This window comes from Roseivirga sp. (genome assembly GCF_049099775.1).
GTDB lineage: Bacteria > Bacteroidota > Bacteroidia > Cytophagales > Cyclobacteriaceae > Roseivirga.
In genome coordinates, this window is record NZ_JAGDZM010000004.1 from 676,718 (window position 1) to 691,475 (window position 14,758).

At 38.9% G+C, this 14,758-nt stretch carries 16 protein-coding genes; 8 read left to right on the plus strand and 8 right to left on the minus strand.

The features are described 5' to 3' along the window. Positions 1 to 21: 21 nt before the first annotated feature. From JXQ92_RS07450 to JXQ92_RS07460, 3 genes are all read left to right on the plus strand, one after another. A complete protein-coding gene (locus JXQ92_RS07450) occupies positions 22 to 3,330 on the plus strand; it encodes a WD40/YVTN/BNR-like repeat-containing protein (RefSeq protein ID WP_421985975.1) in 3,309 nt (1,102 codons plus the stop codon). Between the two features lie 110 nt (positions 3,331 to 3,440). Further along, complete coding sequence (locus JXQ92_RS07455) at positions 3,441 to 4,286, plus strand: 1,4-dihydroxy-2-naphthoyl-CoA synthase (protein WP_421985976.1); 846 nt, start codon at positions 3,441 to 3,443, stop codon at positions 4,284 to 4,286. A 16-nt stretch (positions 4,287 to 4,302) separates the two neighbouring features. Beyond that, positions 4,303 to 4,740, plus strand: a complete 438-nt coding sequence (locus tag JXQ92_RS07460; RefSeq protein ID WP_421985977.1) for a GNAT family N-acetyltransferase — start codon at positions 4,303 to 4,305, stop codon at positions 4,738 to 4,740. A gap of 6 nt (positions 4,741 to 4,746) precedes the next feature. On the opposite strand, the gene JXQ92_RS07465 is transcribed toward JXQ92_RS07460, so the two are convergent. Continuing rightward, positions 4,747 to 5,316 carry a DinB family protein gene (locus tag JXQ92_RS07465; RefSeq protein WP_421985978.1) on the minus strand — a complete coding sequence of 190 codons (570 nt, stop codon included), beginning with the start codon at positions 5,314 to 5,316 and terminating at the stop codon, positions 4,747 to 4,749. 170 nt (positions 5,317 to 5,486) lie between these two features. Between JXQ92_RS07465 and JXQ92_RS07470 the strand changes: the two genes are divergently transcribed. From JXQ92_RS07470 to JXQ92_RS07480, 3 genes are read left to right on the plus strand one after another with little or no spacing between them, the layout of a single operon-like run. Beyond that, positions 5,487 to 5,903, plus strand: a complete 417-nt coding sequence (locus JXQ92_RS07470; protein ID WP_421985979.1) for a DoxX family protein — start codon at positions 5,487 to 5,489, stop codon at positions 5,901 to 5,903. A gap of 27 nt (positions 5,904 to 5,930) precedes the next feature. Beyond that, the gene (locus tag JXQ92_RS07475) at positions 5,931 to 6,761 is read left to right on the plus strand and encodes a DUF6597 domain-containing transcriptional factor (RefSeq protein WP_421985980.1); all 831 of its coding nucleotides are present in this window, start codon (positions 5,931 to 5,933) and stop codon (positions 6,759 to 6,761) included. 57 nt (positions 6,762 to 6,818) lie between these two features. Next, positions 6,819 to 7,394 (plus strand): SRPBCC family protein, encoded by a 576-nt coding sequence (locus JXQ92_RS07480; protein ID WP_421985981.1) that lies wholly within the window; start codon positions 6,819 to 6,821, stop codon positions 7,392 to 7,394. 73 nt (positions 7,395 to 7,467) lie between these two features. Here the strand turns inward: JXQ92_RS07480 and JXQ92_RS07485 are convergent, their stop codons facing one another. The 7 genes from JXQ92_RS07485 to JXQ92_RS07515 all read right to left on the minus strand — a co-directional run bounded on the left by JXQ92_RS07485 (position 7,468) and on the right by JXQ92_RS07515 (position 12,655). Further along, on the minus strand, positions 7,468 to 8,280 hold the full coding sequence (locus JXQ92_RS07485; RefSeq protein ID WP_421985982.1) for an ABC transporter permease: 813 nt from the start codon (positions 8,278 to 8,280) through the stop codon (positions 7,468 to 7,470). Then, entirely contained in the window at positions 8,273 to 9,181 is a 909-nt protein-coding gene (locus tag JXQ92_RS07490; RefSeq protein ID WP_421985983.1) for an ABC transporter ATP-binding protein, read from the minus strand. Before JXQ92_RS07490 ends, JXQ92_RS07485 begins: the two co-directional genes overlap by 8 nt. Positions 9,182 to 9,226: 45 nt before the next feature. Then, positions 9,227 to 9,775, minus strand: a complete 549-nt coding sequence (locus JXQ92_RS07495) for a DUF4252 domain-containing protein (protein ID WP_421985984.1) — start codon at positions 9,773 to 9,775, stop codon at positions 9,227 to 9,229. Between the two features lie 76 nt (positions 9,776 to 9,851). Next, the gene (locus JXQ92_RS07500) at positions 9,852 to 10,382 is read right to left on the minus strand and encodes a DUF4252 domain-containing protein (RefSeq protein ID WP_421985985.1); all 531 of its coding nucleotides are present in this window, start codon (positions 10,380 to 10,382) and stop codon (positions 9,852 to 9,854) included. A 13-nt stretch (positions 10,383 to 10,395) separates the two neighbouring features. Beyond that, a complete protein-coding gene (locus JXQ92_RS07505) occupies positions 10,396 to 10,941 on the minus strand; it encodes a hypothetical protein (RefSeq protein ID WP_421985986.1) in 546 nt (181 codons plus the stop codon). Continuing rightward, positions 10,931 to 11,407: an RNA polymerase sigma factor gene (locus JXQ92_RS07510; protein WP_421985987.1), complete on the minus strand. Its 477-nt coding sequence runs from the start codon at positions 11,405 to 11,407 to the stop codon at positions 10,931 to 10,933. The genes JXQ92_RS07505 and JXQ92_RS07510 overlap by 11 nt, the downstream gene beginning before the upstream one ends. A 228-nt stretch (positions 11,408 to 11,635) precedes the next feature. Continuing rightward, positions 11,636 to 12,655 (minus strand): tetratricopeptide repeat protein, encoded by a 1,020-nt coding sequence (locus JXQ92_RS07515; RefSeq protein WP_421985988.1) that lies wholly within the window; start codon positions 12,653 to 12,655, stop codon positions 11,636 to 11,638. 75 nt (positions 12,656 to 12,730) lie between these two features. Between JXQ92_RS07515 and JXQ92_RS07520 the strand changes: the two genes are divergently transcribed. Together JXQ92_RS07520 and JXQ92_RS07525 are read left to right on the plus strand one after the other, a co-directional pair. Next, a complete protein-coding gene (locus tag JXQ92_RS07520; protein WP_421985989.1) occupies positions 12,731 to 13,093 on the plus strand; it encodes a diacylglycerol kinase family protein in 363 nt (120 codons plus the stop codon). A 93-nt stretch (positions 13,094 to 13,186) separates the two neighbouring features. Further along, positions 13,187 to 14,728 (plus strand): arylsulfatase, encoded by a 1,542-nt coding sequence (locus tag JXQ92_RS07525; RefSeq protein WP_421985990.1) that lies wholly within the window; start codon positions 13,187 to 13,189, stop codon positions 14,726 to 14,728. The last annotated feature ends 30 nt before the right edge of the window (positions 14,729 to 14,758 follow it).

Sequence of the window (14,758 nt, forward strand, 5' to 3'; positions counted from 1 at the left end):
TCAATCAAAATCTAGAATCTAATGAATAGCCTAAAATTTCAAGATTCCTATTTAAGAAGAATCTCACTGATTTGTTTTTCATTTCTATTAAGTGTGCCGCTTATGTTCGGACAAAAAGTAGATATGGAATTGTTCAAAAACATGAAAGCACGAAGCATAGGACCGGCTGCTATGAGTGGTCGTATCACTGCTATCGATGTTGTAGAAAGCAACCCTGATATCATTCTAGCAGGTGCTGCCTCAGGAGGCCTATGGCGTTCTACGGGTGGTGGACTTGACTGGGAGCCATTGTTCGACGACCAAGCAGTTCTTGGCATAGGTGCAATCGACATTCACCAACCAAACCCAGATATTATTTGGGTAGGAACTGGAGAAGGTAACCCTAGAAACTCAGTAAGCAGTGGCTACGGAGTTTATAAATCAATCGATGGTGGTGACACTTGGGAATTGATGGGTCTTGAAAAAACGAGAAATATTCACAGAATTATAATTCATCCAGACGACCCGAATACCGTCTACGTTGGTGCCATTGGATCACCATGGGGGGAGCACGAAGAAAGAGGTGTTTTCAGAACAAAAGATGGCGGTAAAACTTGGGATAAAATCCTTTACACGAATAATTTAACTGGTGTTGCTGACATGGTCGCTGACCCTACAAACCCAGATAAGATGTTTGTAGCGATGTGGGAGCATAAGCGTTTCCCATGGTCATTTAAATCTGGTGGTAAAGGTTCTGGTCTTTACATGACATTGGATGGTGGCGACACTTGGAAAAATCTTCAAGGAGAAGGCGGACTGCCTAAAGGAGACTACGGTAGAATTGGTCTCGCTATTTCAGAAAGCCGACCTGACTATGTTTATGCAATGGTCGAAAGTAAGAAAAACGGTCTCTATAGATCAACTGATGGAGGTAAAACTTGGCAACTAAGAGCTGCGGCTTCAAAAGTGCCTAACATGGGCAACCGCCCGTTCTACTACTCTTCTATTTATGTAGATACTAAAAATGAAAACAGAGTATATAGCTTATACTCAATGGTTTCAAGATCTGAAGATGGTGGTAAGTCATTTGAAGTAATTATTCCTTACTCTGGCGTTCACCCAGATCACCATGCTTGGTGGATTCACCCTGATGATCCTTCTTTTATGGTAGATGGTAACGATGGTGGATTAAACATTACTCGCGACATGGGTGATACTTGGAGATTTACTGAAAAATTACCTGTAGGTCAGTTCTACCATATTAATGTTGATAATGACATGCCTTACAACGTGTATGGTGGTATGCAAGACAACGGTTCTTGGGTAGGTCCAGCGTACGTTTTCAACTTTGCAGGAATTAGAAACCACGATTGGCAAGAATTAAGCTTTGGAGATGGTTTTGACGTTGCTCCTATTCCAAGTGACTCTCGATATGGATATACCATGTCTCAGCAAGGAAATGTTCAACGCTACGATAGAGTTTCTGGATATGGTAAAACTGTAAAACCTACTTCTCCAGACACTTCAATCACGTTAAGATTTAACTGGAATGCACCAGTCGCTGTTGATCCACACAACCCAAATGGCGTTTATTACGGATCTCAGCACTTACATTACAGCTCAAACAGAGGTGATGATTGGGAAGTACTTTCTCCAGATTTATCGACCAATGATCCTGAAAAGCAAAAGCAAAATGCTAGTGGTGGATTAACCATTGATGCGACAGGTGCTGAAAACCACACTACAACTTTAGCAATCGCGCCTAGCCCGGTAGACAGAAACGTAATTTGGGTTGGTACTGATGATGGAAATGTTCAAGTAACTCAAGATAGAGGGGCCAACTGGACAAATACTGCTGCTAACCTTCCAGGACTTCCTGCAGGTAGCTGGATTCCTCAGATTCAAGCATCTAAGTATAATGCTGGTGAAGCTTTTGTAATTGCGAATGATTATAGAAGAAACAACTGGGAGGCTTATGCTTACCATACAATGGACTACGGTCAGACTTGGACAAGAATAGTTGATGACAACGATGTTTTCGGGTATACCTTATCTATTCTTCAAGATCCTATCGAGCCGAACTTGATTTTCTTAGGAACAGAAAACGGACTTTATGTAAGTTTCGATAAAGCACAGAACTGGAATAAGTGGGATCATGGATACCCTTCTGCTTCTACTATGGACTTAGCGCTTCAAGAAAGAGAGCATGATTTAGCGATCGGTACTTTTGGTAGAGCTTTCTACATCTTGGATGATATTCGTCCACTAAGAGAATTTGCTAAAAGAGGTGTTGAAAATGCAATGAAAGAAGATATTGTTGTTTTCGATATAGCTGATGCCTACCAAATGACTTACAGACAGCCTGCGGGTATGAGATTTCCTGCAAGTGGTGGGCCTTTCGAAGGAGAAAACAAATACATGACTTCTGCTACTATTAAGTACTATGTAAGAAGTAACAAACCAGCTGAAGCTAAGCCTGAAGAGAAAAAGAGCAAGCGTAAGCGCGGTAAGCAAGAGGAAACTAAGGAAGAAGCTCCTAAGAAACTGCCTACAAGTATTAAAATGACAGTATTAAGCATGTCAGGCGATACAATTAGAACAGGTTCTGGCAAAGTGAAAAAAGGAGAAATGAATACCTTGACTTGGGACTTAAGAAGAAGAAACCCATACCCTATTCAGCGTGGAAACAACGTTCAAGTAAGGTTTGGTCCTAATGGACCAGTAGCTGGCGGCGGCGGAAGAAGCAGAGAACAGGCTGCTGGATCTGTTGTACCTGGTCAATACAAAATCCACATTGACTATAACGATGAGAAGATCGAGAAGATGGTTAAAGTACACTTCGACCCTCGTATTGATGTTAACATTTCGGACTTAAGAGCTAAGCAGACTTTTGAAGATGAAGTATTAAAAATGTCTCAAACTTGGGCTTCTATTACAAAAAGAGTAAGAGATGCTCAAGGTGTTGTAACGAAAGTTGAGGCTCAGATGAAAAATGCAGATAAAGAAGCTGTGAAAGACTTGAAAAAGGCAATGAAGGAAATGGATGAGCATTTTAAGGAAGTAAAGAAAGTGACTATTGGCCTTCCAAGAGATCGTGCTCAAAACGCTCCTAGAGTTAATTATCCAAATGCTAACCAATGGATTGGACAAGCAAGAAGATATGCTAGTTCTCGTTTAACAGCTCCAGGGCCAAATGAAAGATCATTGTTAGAAAATGGTGAAAAAATGATGACTGAAACAATGCAAATTGTGAATGACTTCTTCACTAACGAATGGCCTAAATTCAAAGCGGCTTACGAAAAAACAGACATGAGCTATTTCAAGGATTTTGATGATCCAATTAAGAAATAGAAGAATTTCGAATAATAATAAAGGCCCCGATTCATCGGGGCTTTTTTTATGCCCCCTACTCTCTTTGCTACTTCTCTCTTTAAGCGTATTTTCGCAGTAAATCGAAAGTTATGAGCAAAGTAGCCTGGAAAACAGTAAAAGAATACGAGGACATTACCTATCAAAAATCTGGTGACGGCGTAGCCCGAATCGCGTTTAATCGCCCAGAAGTTCGTAATGCATTTAGGCCTAAAACCGTAGGCGAGTTATTCGAGGCATTTCTTGATGCTCGAGAAGATACTTCAATTGGCGTTGTGCTACTATCAGGAGAAGGACCATCTAAAAAAGATGGCGGTTGGGCTTTTTGCTCAGGCGGCGACCAAAACGCTAGAGGTCACCAAGGCTATGTAGACGATGACGGAATGCCAAGGCTTAATATCTTGGAAGTTCAAAGACTCATTCGCTTTATGCCGAAAGTAGTAATTGCTGTAGTACCTGGCTGGGCAGTTGGCGGCGGTCATAGTTTGCATACCGTATGCGACCTTACATTGGCGAGTAAAGAACACGCCATTTTCAAGCAGACGGATGCTGATGTGACTAGTTTTGATGGCGGATATGGATCGGCTTATTTGGCCAAAATGGTTGGACAAAAACGGGCTAGAGAAATCTTCTTTTTAGGTAGAAACTATTCAGCACAAGATGCTTTTGATATGGGCATGGTGAATGCCGTAATTCCTCATGAAGAACTAGAAAACACGGCCTACGACTGGGCACAGGAGATTCTTGAAAAATCACCAACATCCATCAAAATGCTCAAATTTGCCTTTAATGCTACGGATGATGGCATGGTAGGACAGCAAGTATTTGCTGGTGAAGCTACTCGTCTAGCCTACATGACTGACGAGGCAAAAGAAGGAAGGAATGCGTTCCTTGAAAAGCGCAAGCCGAACTTCAAGGATGTAAAATGGATCCCATAACTCAAAGTAATATCTCATGGTAAAAATATCCCAAGCACAGGTTTCTGACTATGCAGAAATCCATCAAATGATTTTGGACTTTGCCACCTTTCAGAAAACTCCAGAAAAGGTTTCTATCTCCTTAGATGATATGAAAATTAATGCTGATGATTTTAAAGCATTGATTATTAGAGATCAAGAAAAAGCTATTGGCTTTGCTACCTATTACTTTGGCTTTAGTTCTTGGTCTGGCAGACATCTTTTTCTCGATGACTTATATTTAGAGACTCCTTACCGAAAACAAGGCTTAGGGCAGGAAATAATGGATCAATTGGAATCTATTGCCAAAAATCATCAATGCAAATCTATGCGGTGGTTAGTATCTAAATGGAATGATTCAGCGATTGGCTTTTATAAGAAAAGAGGTGCTGTAATTGAAGATACGGAACTTACCTGCATGTTAAAGCTGAAATAATTACACTTACCTGACACTTCCTGTAAGCACACTAATATTTGGGTTTATTGGGTTACCAGACATTCTGCGCATTAATACAATTTGGCCAGTATGATATACAGCATCAGACATAGGACCATTGATTGCATTCCAGAATGGCATTTGCCCGCCATTAGCAAACTTAATGTTATACGCTTTGAAATCGGACTCCTTACTGTTCTTAAGAATACTGACTGCTTTTTCTAAATTCTTGAGCGTGCCGTTTCTCAGTTCTTTAAACGTCATTTTGGTCATATCCACATCAGTAAAAGTTTCCTTTTCAAGTGCACTCATTAAAAATCTAGAAAGCCCATACAAGTGTTCTATCGTCTGTTTTGAATTCCTTCCCTCCTTTACCGGAGCAAATTTCAAATCTTTTTCCGTGAGCCCTTCAGTGGCCCAGTAATAACGAAATCCTAGGCCTTCAATCATTCTTGCGGCTACATTTCCAGCTGTGAAATCCGTCTCTAACTCAGTTATTGAGGCAAAGGGGCTATTTTGTGCATAACTAATATTCATAATTAAAAATAAACAGAGTACGGTAGTAAGATTTCTCATATTAAAATAGTTTGGGCTGAATTTCAAGATCACAATGATCTAAAGATTATTGTTTAATTCCCAACCGCCTAACATTCATCTGTACAAAAAATAACAAATCTATTCAACAGTGCGAATAATGATTTTACCTTTCAAATGCAGAAGGAATAAAGCAAAACAAAGCAATAGACATGATCAAACTTTTTATAAGGTTAGCCATCAGTACAAGTTTTTTATCTGCAGTAGCAGATCGTTTTGGTCTTTGGCCAGTAGAAGTATCCGCTTGGGGAAATTGGGGAAATTTCATTGCATACACCCAACAACTCAATCCGATTGTGCCAAAGAGTCTAACGCCCGCATTAGGTGGACTCGTTACTGCTGCCGAAGTCATATTCGCTATATGTTTGCTTTTAGGCTTTAAGACTGAATATATTGCTAGACTAAGTGGTATTCTATTATCACTTTTTGCTTTCGCAATGATTGCATCATCTGGTATAAAAGGTGTGTTCGACTATTCTGTTTTAGCAGCTTCAGCGGCTGCATTTGCCTTAAGTACTATGAAAGAAAAATATTTAGAGTTAGATTCTGTTTTGGCCAATAAGAAATGATTCGGCCTGAACTCAAAACAAGGTATTTTGATTTTTGAATTTCATAAACCGTCGACTCCACTTTCAAATTCGATAGAATCCATCTTCTATTTTAAAGGTTTCCAACCCGATCACTCTATAGAAAGGGTTGTACCCACAGGTCATCTGTTCATAATTTTCGAACTAGATGGAATCAAGAGAAATACTTTTGACAATGACTCATTAGAAGTTAAAGACACTTTCGAGAGCGTCTGGATATCTGGAGTCCATAAAAATTACTTGTCTATTTCATCGCACAAAGACTCTGAGATGCTCGTAATTCAATTTAAACCACAAGGGGCTTTACCTTTTCTTCACACCTCTATTAATCAATTGAATGATAAAGTGGTGCCAGCACAAGAAATTCTAGGCGAACAGATCTTGAAGCTTAGAACTGAGATTCTTAATGAAGATTCACCTAAAGGAAAATTCAAGGCAGTCGACCAATGGCTGATGGATAAATATAAAGAATCTCTTTTGCCTTCAGAAAACTTACTCAGCATTGTACAAGAATTGGCTACCAATCCTTTCAATAAGCATAAATCAATTGTAAGTAAATATCCTCTGACACAGAAAAACCTCATTGATCAGTTCAAGAAACACTGTGGTTATACGCCAAAAGTGTTTCATAGAATTTGTCGATTTAATGAGATCCTCAAACAACTAGGTAATAAGGAAGAAATCAGTTGGTCGCAAATCGCTTATGAATATGACTACTCAGATCAATCACACTTTATAAGGGAGTTTAAGGAATTTTCTGGCTTTAGCCCTGAAGAATTCATTAAGAACGACTTTCATAATGAGCAGCCCAATTTTTTTCCACTCGATGGCAAAGGTTAATATTCTTCTATCAGAAAAAAGCAGACATAGCTTCTTTTGAAAACAAACTGAAACTCTATGAAAAAAGTAACATCACTATTAGTTCTTCTGGTTTTCTCTTATCAGCTATCTGCACAAAATAAAAACGAACCACGTGTTAAATCATGGGTTGATTCTAGTTACACGGATGAACTGGTCCTAATCCATGAGTTTACTGTAAACGTCCCCTTGCAAAAAGTATGGGATACTTACACGACGAAGAAAGGCTGGGAAAGTGCTTTTGTCGCTAAAGCCGATTTGGACTTTAAAGTAAACGGCACAATTAAAACGAGTTATGATCCAAACGCCACCATAGGTGATAGCTCAACCATTGTTTTACACATCATTAACTATGTACCGAAACGGCTCTTGACGCTACAGGCTGAGATTACTAAGAATTTCCCGGAATTTATGAAGTCAGATGAGAAAGACCTCTTTAATGTCATCAGCTTTGAAGAGGTTACACCTTCGATAACCAAAGTAGTTTCTTATGGAATTGGCTACAAAAACAACCCCAAATACCAGTCACTTATGCAGTTTTTTATTGAGGGCAACGAGTTATCATATAACAACCTGATCTTATTTTTAGAAACGGGTAAGAAGGCACAGTACTGATCTCCTAAAAAGATTAAAAAAAAGCCATTCCAATGACAGGGAATGGCTTTTCTAATTTCATAAGACCTAATCCTTATAAATCTCTTCTACTTATTAATCGCGTTGTAGCCCAATAAAATAACCCTAAGTAGAATAACACGGCGGCCAATTCTGGTAAGGTTATAAAATCCTGCACTTCTTGAAGTGCGTATTTCCAGAAAGGGATATGGTTGAGCTGATTGATTGCTTTTACAGGCAAAATGTAATCAACCCATTCATTCTTTAGATACTGCATTCTACCCCAAATGATATTCTCGATTGCAAAAACCCAGAATATCAGTACACCCATAGCGATAATCGATTTTTTAATCAATGCCCCAACAAACAGTGTAAAAACAAGAAAGGTGAACATTTGCAGCGCAAATACTAGAATAAAGTACGACCCGTCTAAAATCGCCCCAATGCTAATATCAGTGGAGTAAATCAAACCTGTGACTAGACCTATCAGGAATACAAAAAGTGCAGAGGCTAAACTTAAGAATCCAGCCATCACGATTTTACTCATGACAAATTCCTGCTTGCTCAAACCATCAATTACATTCTGTCTGATGGTTCTATAGGAGTACTCATTTGTGATCGAGTAAATCAAACTAAACCCAAGTAACGCTTTCCCCCAGATGGCTACGATCGTCAAGTTTTGCCAGATATCAGGGAATTCATAGAATGGAATAATTGTTGGATCAATGCCGTCTATATCAAACTCTTCTATTCTAGACTTGAGATATCTTAAAAATGGCATTACACCTACACCAGCGATAAACACCGCAATGAAGTACATACTCGCCAATACCTTGAAAGATCGGCTTGGACGTAACTTTTGATATTCTATTCTTAATAATCTAAGCATTTCCGCCTCCTTTCTGTTCCGCCAGTATCTCCAAAAATTGTTTTTCTAGTGTTTTAACTTTTACAATCAAGTGTTTGGCCACAATACCATGCTTAAAAAGATATTCGTTGATCTCTCTAGACGCAAAACCACTTTTCATAGTCAATGTATACTTGTCCAATTCACGCTTAATGTGACTAGCCATTTCGGATTGTTCCAGTACTTCTTGTAGGTTTTCTACATCTGCACGTACCTCTACAATTACATCACCTTTGCCAACATCTTCGACCAATCCGTCGTGAATGAGTACACCACGTTGCAAAACGCAGAAGTGTGTACATACTTTTTGAACTTCATCGAGCAAGTGACTGGCTATGATTATGGTCTTACCGCTATTGGCAATATCCATAATCAGGTCGCGAATTTCAGCAATACCTTGTGGGTCGAGACCATTCGTAGGTTCGTCAAGAATTAAGACTTCAGGGTCGCAAAGCATGGCCGATGCAATCGACAAACGCTGCTTCATACCCAGGGAATAAGTCTTAAATTTCGATTCTTTACGCTCATCAAGATCAACAAGCTTTAAAACCTCCTCGACTCTGTCGTAAGAAACCTCCTTAATATCGCATACGATTTTAAGGTTTTGTACACCAGTGAGATATGGGTAAAAAATAGGATGCTCTAGAATAGCACCTATACGCTTTCTAGTGTTTTGAGATGCTGGTTCTCCGAACCACTTAAAGTCTCCACTAGTTTGGTTAATAACACTCAGTATTGTACCAAGTGTTGTTGTCTTTCCACTACCATTGGGCCCAAGAATACCATAAACATTACCTTTCTTCACTTCTAAAGTAAGGTTGTCTACAGCCTTGATCCTTCCATAGTGCTTGGAAAGATTTTTAATTGATAATACAGTATCCAAATCGTGTTGTTTTTGAGTAAAAATGAGCAAATGCTCGGTATTCACCTATCTAAAGGCTTCTTGCAATCCCATGTTAGATCCATTACTATTCATGAATTGCGAGAATTTTAAAATATTATTTACATCCGGGTAGCCTTCAATATCGATAATACTAAAACCATCTTCCATTGTGATAAGCACGACAAATCCTACAGGGTTTCCTCTACGCTCTTTCATCAAAACATTCATATCCATTCCTTCAATTCGGGCAGACATCATCGATTCATATCCTTCACCTTCAACTTTTGACTGAAGGTTTTTAAAAGCAGATTTATCAATATTATGACGGTTATCGTTGTTTTCAAAAAGGAAGAACTTCACCTTTTCGATTCCTTTGATCATATCTCCTATCGGAGGCATATCATTGAATTCGTTAACACTAGCACCACCGAGGGCAGCTAGGTCGATACGGGAAATCATTTTGAGTGTACTCTTATAAAAAAAGAGTTTGGTCGAAGGACGATTGTCCTCACGAAACCTTTCGACGCTACGGCTTTGAGCAACCGCGCTAAGTGTCGTACTAAAAAGTAGACTAAATATTAAAAGCTTCTTCATACATCCAATTATTTTGAGCTTTGACCAATAAAATCAGAGAGCACCGGAGTGCTCTCTGTAACCTTACAGCAATATATTAATTGCCATCCATTTTGTCTAGGAACTCAAGTTCCTCGAAACCTTCCATGCCGATTGACTTAGACAGCTTGTAGATAGCATTCAAGTCGATACCGTCACCTACGATACTTAAAAGGCCAAATTCGTTATCTCCTCCCATTACCATGAAAAGCTCATCAATCTTGTTGTTCTTCTCTTTGATCAAGAATCTAATGTCTTTATCATCTTCTCTAAGCGACATTAACTCTTCGAAATCTTTGCCAATTAGGCCAATTGCCTCTTTGTACATTTTACGACCATCAACGTCCTTATCTTTTCCTAAAACTTGGACTCTTTTGATTTTACCTAATGATTCTTCAACCATCTTTTGCTCTTCGGGATCGTCAAACTGAATCTGAGCGATCATCTGGAACATTTTTCCACTAAAATTTAAGTGCATGAATGATTCGTCATCAACATACTTATCAAAGTACTTAGAAATTGCATCATTCTGAGCATTCGCTGATACAGCGAACAAACCCAATACCATTGTTAATACTAACTTTTTCATTATCTATTCTCCTCTAATTATTTTTTAAATTCATTTCACTAAGTAATTCTAGACCTTCAGATGCTTCACTCATTTTCGAGAAGTCCTGAAGTTCCGTACCAACCTTACCTAAGTTGGTCAATTCATTCATTGTTTGATTTCCTTTATTCATGTAATTCGACACCATCAATAATTGCTTTTTCAATTCAGCATAAGCCTCTTCAGGTGTTTCAAAAGTATCTTCTGAAGTGTATTGATTTTGCTGTTGCGTCACCAAATAACCACTAACGAAAATCACTACTATTGCTGCCGCTATACTCGTATACCTCTTGAGGTAATGTTGAATGCTAAACACTTTAGTCTCTGGTTCTTCCGAAATCATCTCTAAAATCGATTCATCAAATGATGCGTCAAGTTCGATTTGTGATTCAGATTCAAAATGATCGAAAAGTGCTTTCACCTCTTCCAACTCCTCACTGTCTTGTTCAGCTTTTATCAAATCCTTAAGTGCTTTTTCGTCCTCAAGGTTGGTTTCAGCTTCCCAATACTTTTCCAATAATTCTGCTCTTCTAGAGTCCATATGCATCGACTTTTATTAAGCTTTCTTTTAGTTTTCTTCTGGCTCTGAACAAATTCGTCTTTACCAGATTTATATCAATATCTAGCGCATCGGCTATTTCTTTATATGCTAACCCTTCGATATCTCTGAGTTGCATCACTTCCCGTTGTCTATCGGGCAAGGCATCTATTAAACCTTTAATTCTTGTCAATAAGTCACCTCTTTCTGTCATTACATAAGGTGTATCACGCTCTTTTCTTGTGTCGAATTCAACCTCAAATAGATCGGTTTTCTTCACGTGCTTAGACCTTAGTTTATCCAGTGCCTTGTTTCGGGTTATCTGCATGCACCAAGCCTCAAGATTCTGGATCAAATCAATCTCTGATCTTTTTTCCCAAACTTTGATAAAACACTCCTGAACCACATCTTTTGCCAACTCATCATCTTTTACAATGTTGAGCGCAAAGCGGTAAAGTTTGTTCTTCAAAGGGAGAACCTCTGCTTTGAACTGTGATACATCCATAATCACAAAAAAGACGGCTTGATCTTAAAGGTTGTTAACATAAGACGATCGAATTTCTCATAAAAAAACTAAATAATGTCCCCATTCATCTGAAACAGCATTTTTACCGCTGAAAAAAATATCACATGACTGTCGTTTTTAAGTCTCCCTGTAACAAGGCAATTCAAAAAACATCAATTCCAGAACGGCTATCTAGCCACAAGTCTCCTTGATCAAGGCTTTTGCTTGATCAGAATCTTTGTCTTTAAGAAGCGCTATGCGAGCGCATGCCTCTTCCTTCTTACCCAGTTTATTAAGGGTCATTGCCCAGTAGTAGTTAAGCTCAGGAATTTTATCATCATATTTTGCAGCTTGCTCGAAATTTCGTACTGCATCATCGAAACGATCTCTTAAATAGAACAGAATGCCTCTATTTCGATAAGCCCAAGGATTCTGTGGTGCTCCTATTATTGCTCTACGAATGTCAGGTTCTGCCGCTTCAAGGTTATTCATTAATAAATGGATATAACCTCTATTATTTAAGAAAAACGGATTCCCAGCATCCAAAGCTAAGGCTTCGTTAACTCGACTGAGTGCCTCATCATAAACCTTTTCTTCAGTAGCAATAAGTGCCAAAGTATTGTAACTATTTGGCTCTTGTGAATCTAGTCCTATTGCGTTTTGGAGGGTCAGTTTTGCATTTTCGAAATCATTCACCATATAATAGCCATTTGCCACATTAACCAAAGTCTCCGCATTAGAATCGTCCTTTTTAAAAGACATCTCGAACGATTCAATGGATTTATCAAAGGCTTTCATTTCATGATAAACGAGCCCACGGCTGAAATCGACAAATGCCGAATCTGGAAATATATCGCTTAGAACTTCTAAGTCTTCTAGTGCCTTTTCATACCGGCCGGCATCTAGGTAAGCATTCACTCTATTTCTTCTAGCTTCGTTGAAATCAGGGTTGATTTGCAATAGAATTTTATTGTAATCGCTAATGGCCTCAATAAACTTTCCGGCTTTATAGTTGGCAACGCCTCGATTATTGTAAGCTTCCACGAACTTATCATTCTTAGCGATTGCTTCAGAGAAGAACCGAACCGCCTCATTATACTCGCCTTTTCCAAGCGCCTCATTTCCTTTTAAAAGGAAACGACCCGCTTTATCTTCTTCACTATCACAGGCAAAAAGCAATACAACCAACACAAGTGGAAAACATCTCCTCATTTCTCTAAATTTTATCAAAATACGCAGTCAAAACCATAGAAACCAAGTAATATCAATTCGTTAATTTTAGTGGAAATGAAACGATTTAGCTTAAGGGATAGAATTAATAGTTTTCGGTATGCTTGGCGAGGTATTCGCTCCACTATTTGGCAAGAACATAATTTCAGAATTCACCTTTTTGCTGCACTGATCGTTATTTTAGGCGGTTTTTATTTCAATATATCAAACACTGATTGGTCTTTGATTGTTTTAGCGATTAGCCTCGTATTTATTACAGAATTATTGAATACGGCTATCGAAAAATTGGTTGACCTAAAAGAACCGAATTTTAATCCAAAGGCAGGAAGTATAAAAGATATAGCCGCTGGGGCTGTGCTGATCGCTGCAATTAGTTCTGCTGTTATAGGTGGTTTGGTATTTTGGCCTTATATCAGGTGATTGGCTTTACTAAGACCATTTAAAAGATGAAGCAATTGTAATTAGAAATTCCTTAATCTTTCCCTTTTTCTTAAATTGAAGAAACCATTTTTTATGTCTCGACTCACAAAGCTATCCCTAATCGTAAGTTTGATCATCTTTTATAGCTGCCAGCCGACAGAAGAGACTAAACCGAACATTATTCTAATAGTTGCGGATGATTTGGGTTATGGCGAGTTAGGTTCTTATGGGCAAAAAATTATTCAAACGCCAAATCTTGATAAACTGGCGGATAATGGGATGAAATTCACTCAATTTTATGCTGGCTCTCCAGTTTGTGCACCATCTCGCTATGTATTACTTACAGGATTGCATACAGGGCACTCATTTATTAGAGGAAATGATGAGTGGGCAGAAAGAGGCAAGGTTTGGAATTATAAAGAGGCCACAAAGAATCCCGGCTTGGAAGGGCAACGACCGATTCCTGATAGTACTTTACTATTGAGTGAAGTGATGAAAAACGCGGGCTACCAAACTGCCGTCATTGGCAAATGGGGATTAGGCGCACCCTTTACTGAAGGCGAACCTAACCAGCAAGGATTCGACTATTTCTATGGATATAATTGCCAAAGACAGGCTCACAACCTCTACCCTGCACACTTGTGGGAGAATGACCATAAAGTTGCGCTAAGTAATGATACCATTCCACCAGGAACCAAGCTAGCCAAAGATGCCGACCCAGATAATAGTAACTCATATGCTGATTATGATCAGACTGATTATGCACCAGAAAAAATGCAAAAGAGTGCATTGAGCTTTATTAAAAACCGGAACGCCAACGATCCTTTCTTACTCTACTATGCCACCCCTATACCACATGTACCCCTTCAAGTGCCAGAAGAATACGTGTCGAAATACAGAAATATTATTGGAGACGAAACACCATACTTAGGCCAGCAAGGATATTTTCCTCACCAGTACCCAAAAGCTGCTTATGCTGGCATGATCAATTATTTAGACGACCAAATCGGTGAACTGATTACCCTTTTAAAGGAAGAAGGAATTTATGAAAACACTATTATTATGTTTACAAGTGACAACGGCCCAACTTATGCCGGAGGCGTAGACGCGGATTACTTTAAAAGTGCTGGACCTTTTTCAAATGATTATGGTAGAACCAAGGGTTTTACTTACGAAGGCGGCATACGCGTACCGCTCATTGCATCGTGGCCGGGGAAAATCTCGCCAGGTTCGTCTAGCGACCATATTAGTGCATTTTACGATATCATGCCGACTCTTGTAAATATTGGTGGCGGTCAAATTTCCAGTACAATTGATGGCAAAAGCTTTTTACCTGCTTTAATGGGCAAAACACAATCGCCGCATGACCATCTTTATTGGGAATTTCCAGAGTATAAAGGGCAACAAGCTGTACGCATGGGCAACTATAAGGGCATCAGGAAAAACATGTTTGAAGGAAACTTACAAATAGAACTTTATGATTTGGCCAATGACCCTGAGGAACTGATAGACATCTCTAATGACAATCCAGAAATTGTAGAAAAAATCGCCAAAATCATCCTTTCTGAACACAAAGATGCCGTTTTGGCTAATTTTAGAATTCCAGTGATCAGCGGCACAAAGGAAAATGAATAATATTTTCGAATTCTGAAGTACAACGTTTAA

What these genes read in the sequence shown, in the direction of transcription:
- JXQ92_RS07480 (WP_421985981.1), top strand. Translation starts at nt 6,819, where the DNA reads ATGAAAAAAGTAACATCACTATTAGTTCTTCTGGTTTTCTCTTATCAG.
- JXQ92_RS07485 (WP_421985982.1), bottom strand. Translation starts at nt 8,280, where the DNA reads ATGCTTAGATTATTAAGAATAGAATATCAAAAGTTACGTCCAAGCCGA.
- JXQ92_RS07520 (WP_421985989.1), top strand. Translation starts at nt 12,731, where the DNA reads ATGAAACGATTTAGCTTAAGGGATAGAATTAATAGTTTTCGGTATGCT.
- JXQ92_RS07450 (WP_421985975.1), top strand. Translation starts at nt 22, where the DNA reads ATGAATAGCCTAAAATTTCAAGATTCCTATTTAAGAAGAATCTCACTG.
- JXQ92_RS07465 (WP_421985978.1), bottom strand. Translation starts at nt 5,316, where the DNA reads ATGAGAAATCTTACTACCGTACTCTGTTTATTTTTAATTATGAATATT.
- JXQ92_RS07470 (WP_421985979.1), top strand. Translation starts at nt 5,487, where the DNA reads ATGATCAAACTTTTTATAAGGTTAGCCATCAGTACAAGTTTTTTATCT.
- JXQ92_RS07455 (WP_421985976.1), top strand. Translation starts at nt 3,441, where the DNA reads ATGAGCAAAGTAGCCTGGAAAACAGTAAAAGAATACGAGGACATTACC.
- JXQ92_RS07495 (WP_421985984.1), bottom strand. Translation starts at nt 9,775, where the DNA reads ATGAAGAAGCTTTTAATATTTAGTCTACTTTTTAGTACGACACTTAGC.
- JXQ92_RS07515 (WP_421985988.1), bottom strand. Translation starts at nt 12,655, where the DNA reads ATGAGGAGATGTTTTCCACTTGTGTTGGTTGTATTGCTTTTTGCCTGT.
- JXQ92_RS07460 (WP_421985977.1), top strand. Translation starts at nt 4,303, where the DNA reads ATGGTAAAAATATCCCAAGCACAGGTTTCTGACTATGCAGAAATCCAT.
- JXQ92_RS07500 (WP_421985985.1), bottom strand. Translation starts at nt 10,382, where the DNA reads ATGAAAAAGTTAGTATTAACAATGGTATTGGGTTTGTTCGCTGTATCA.
- JXQ92_RS07525 (WP_421985990.1), top strand. Translation starts at nt 13,187, where the DNA reads ATGTCTCGACTCACAAAGCTATCCCTAATCGTAAGTTTGATCATCTTT.
- JXQ92_RS07505 (WP_421985986.1), bottom strand. Translation starts at nt 10,941, where the DNA reads ATGGACTCTAGAAGAGCAGAATTATTGGAAAAGTATTGGGAAGCTGAA.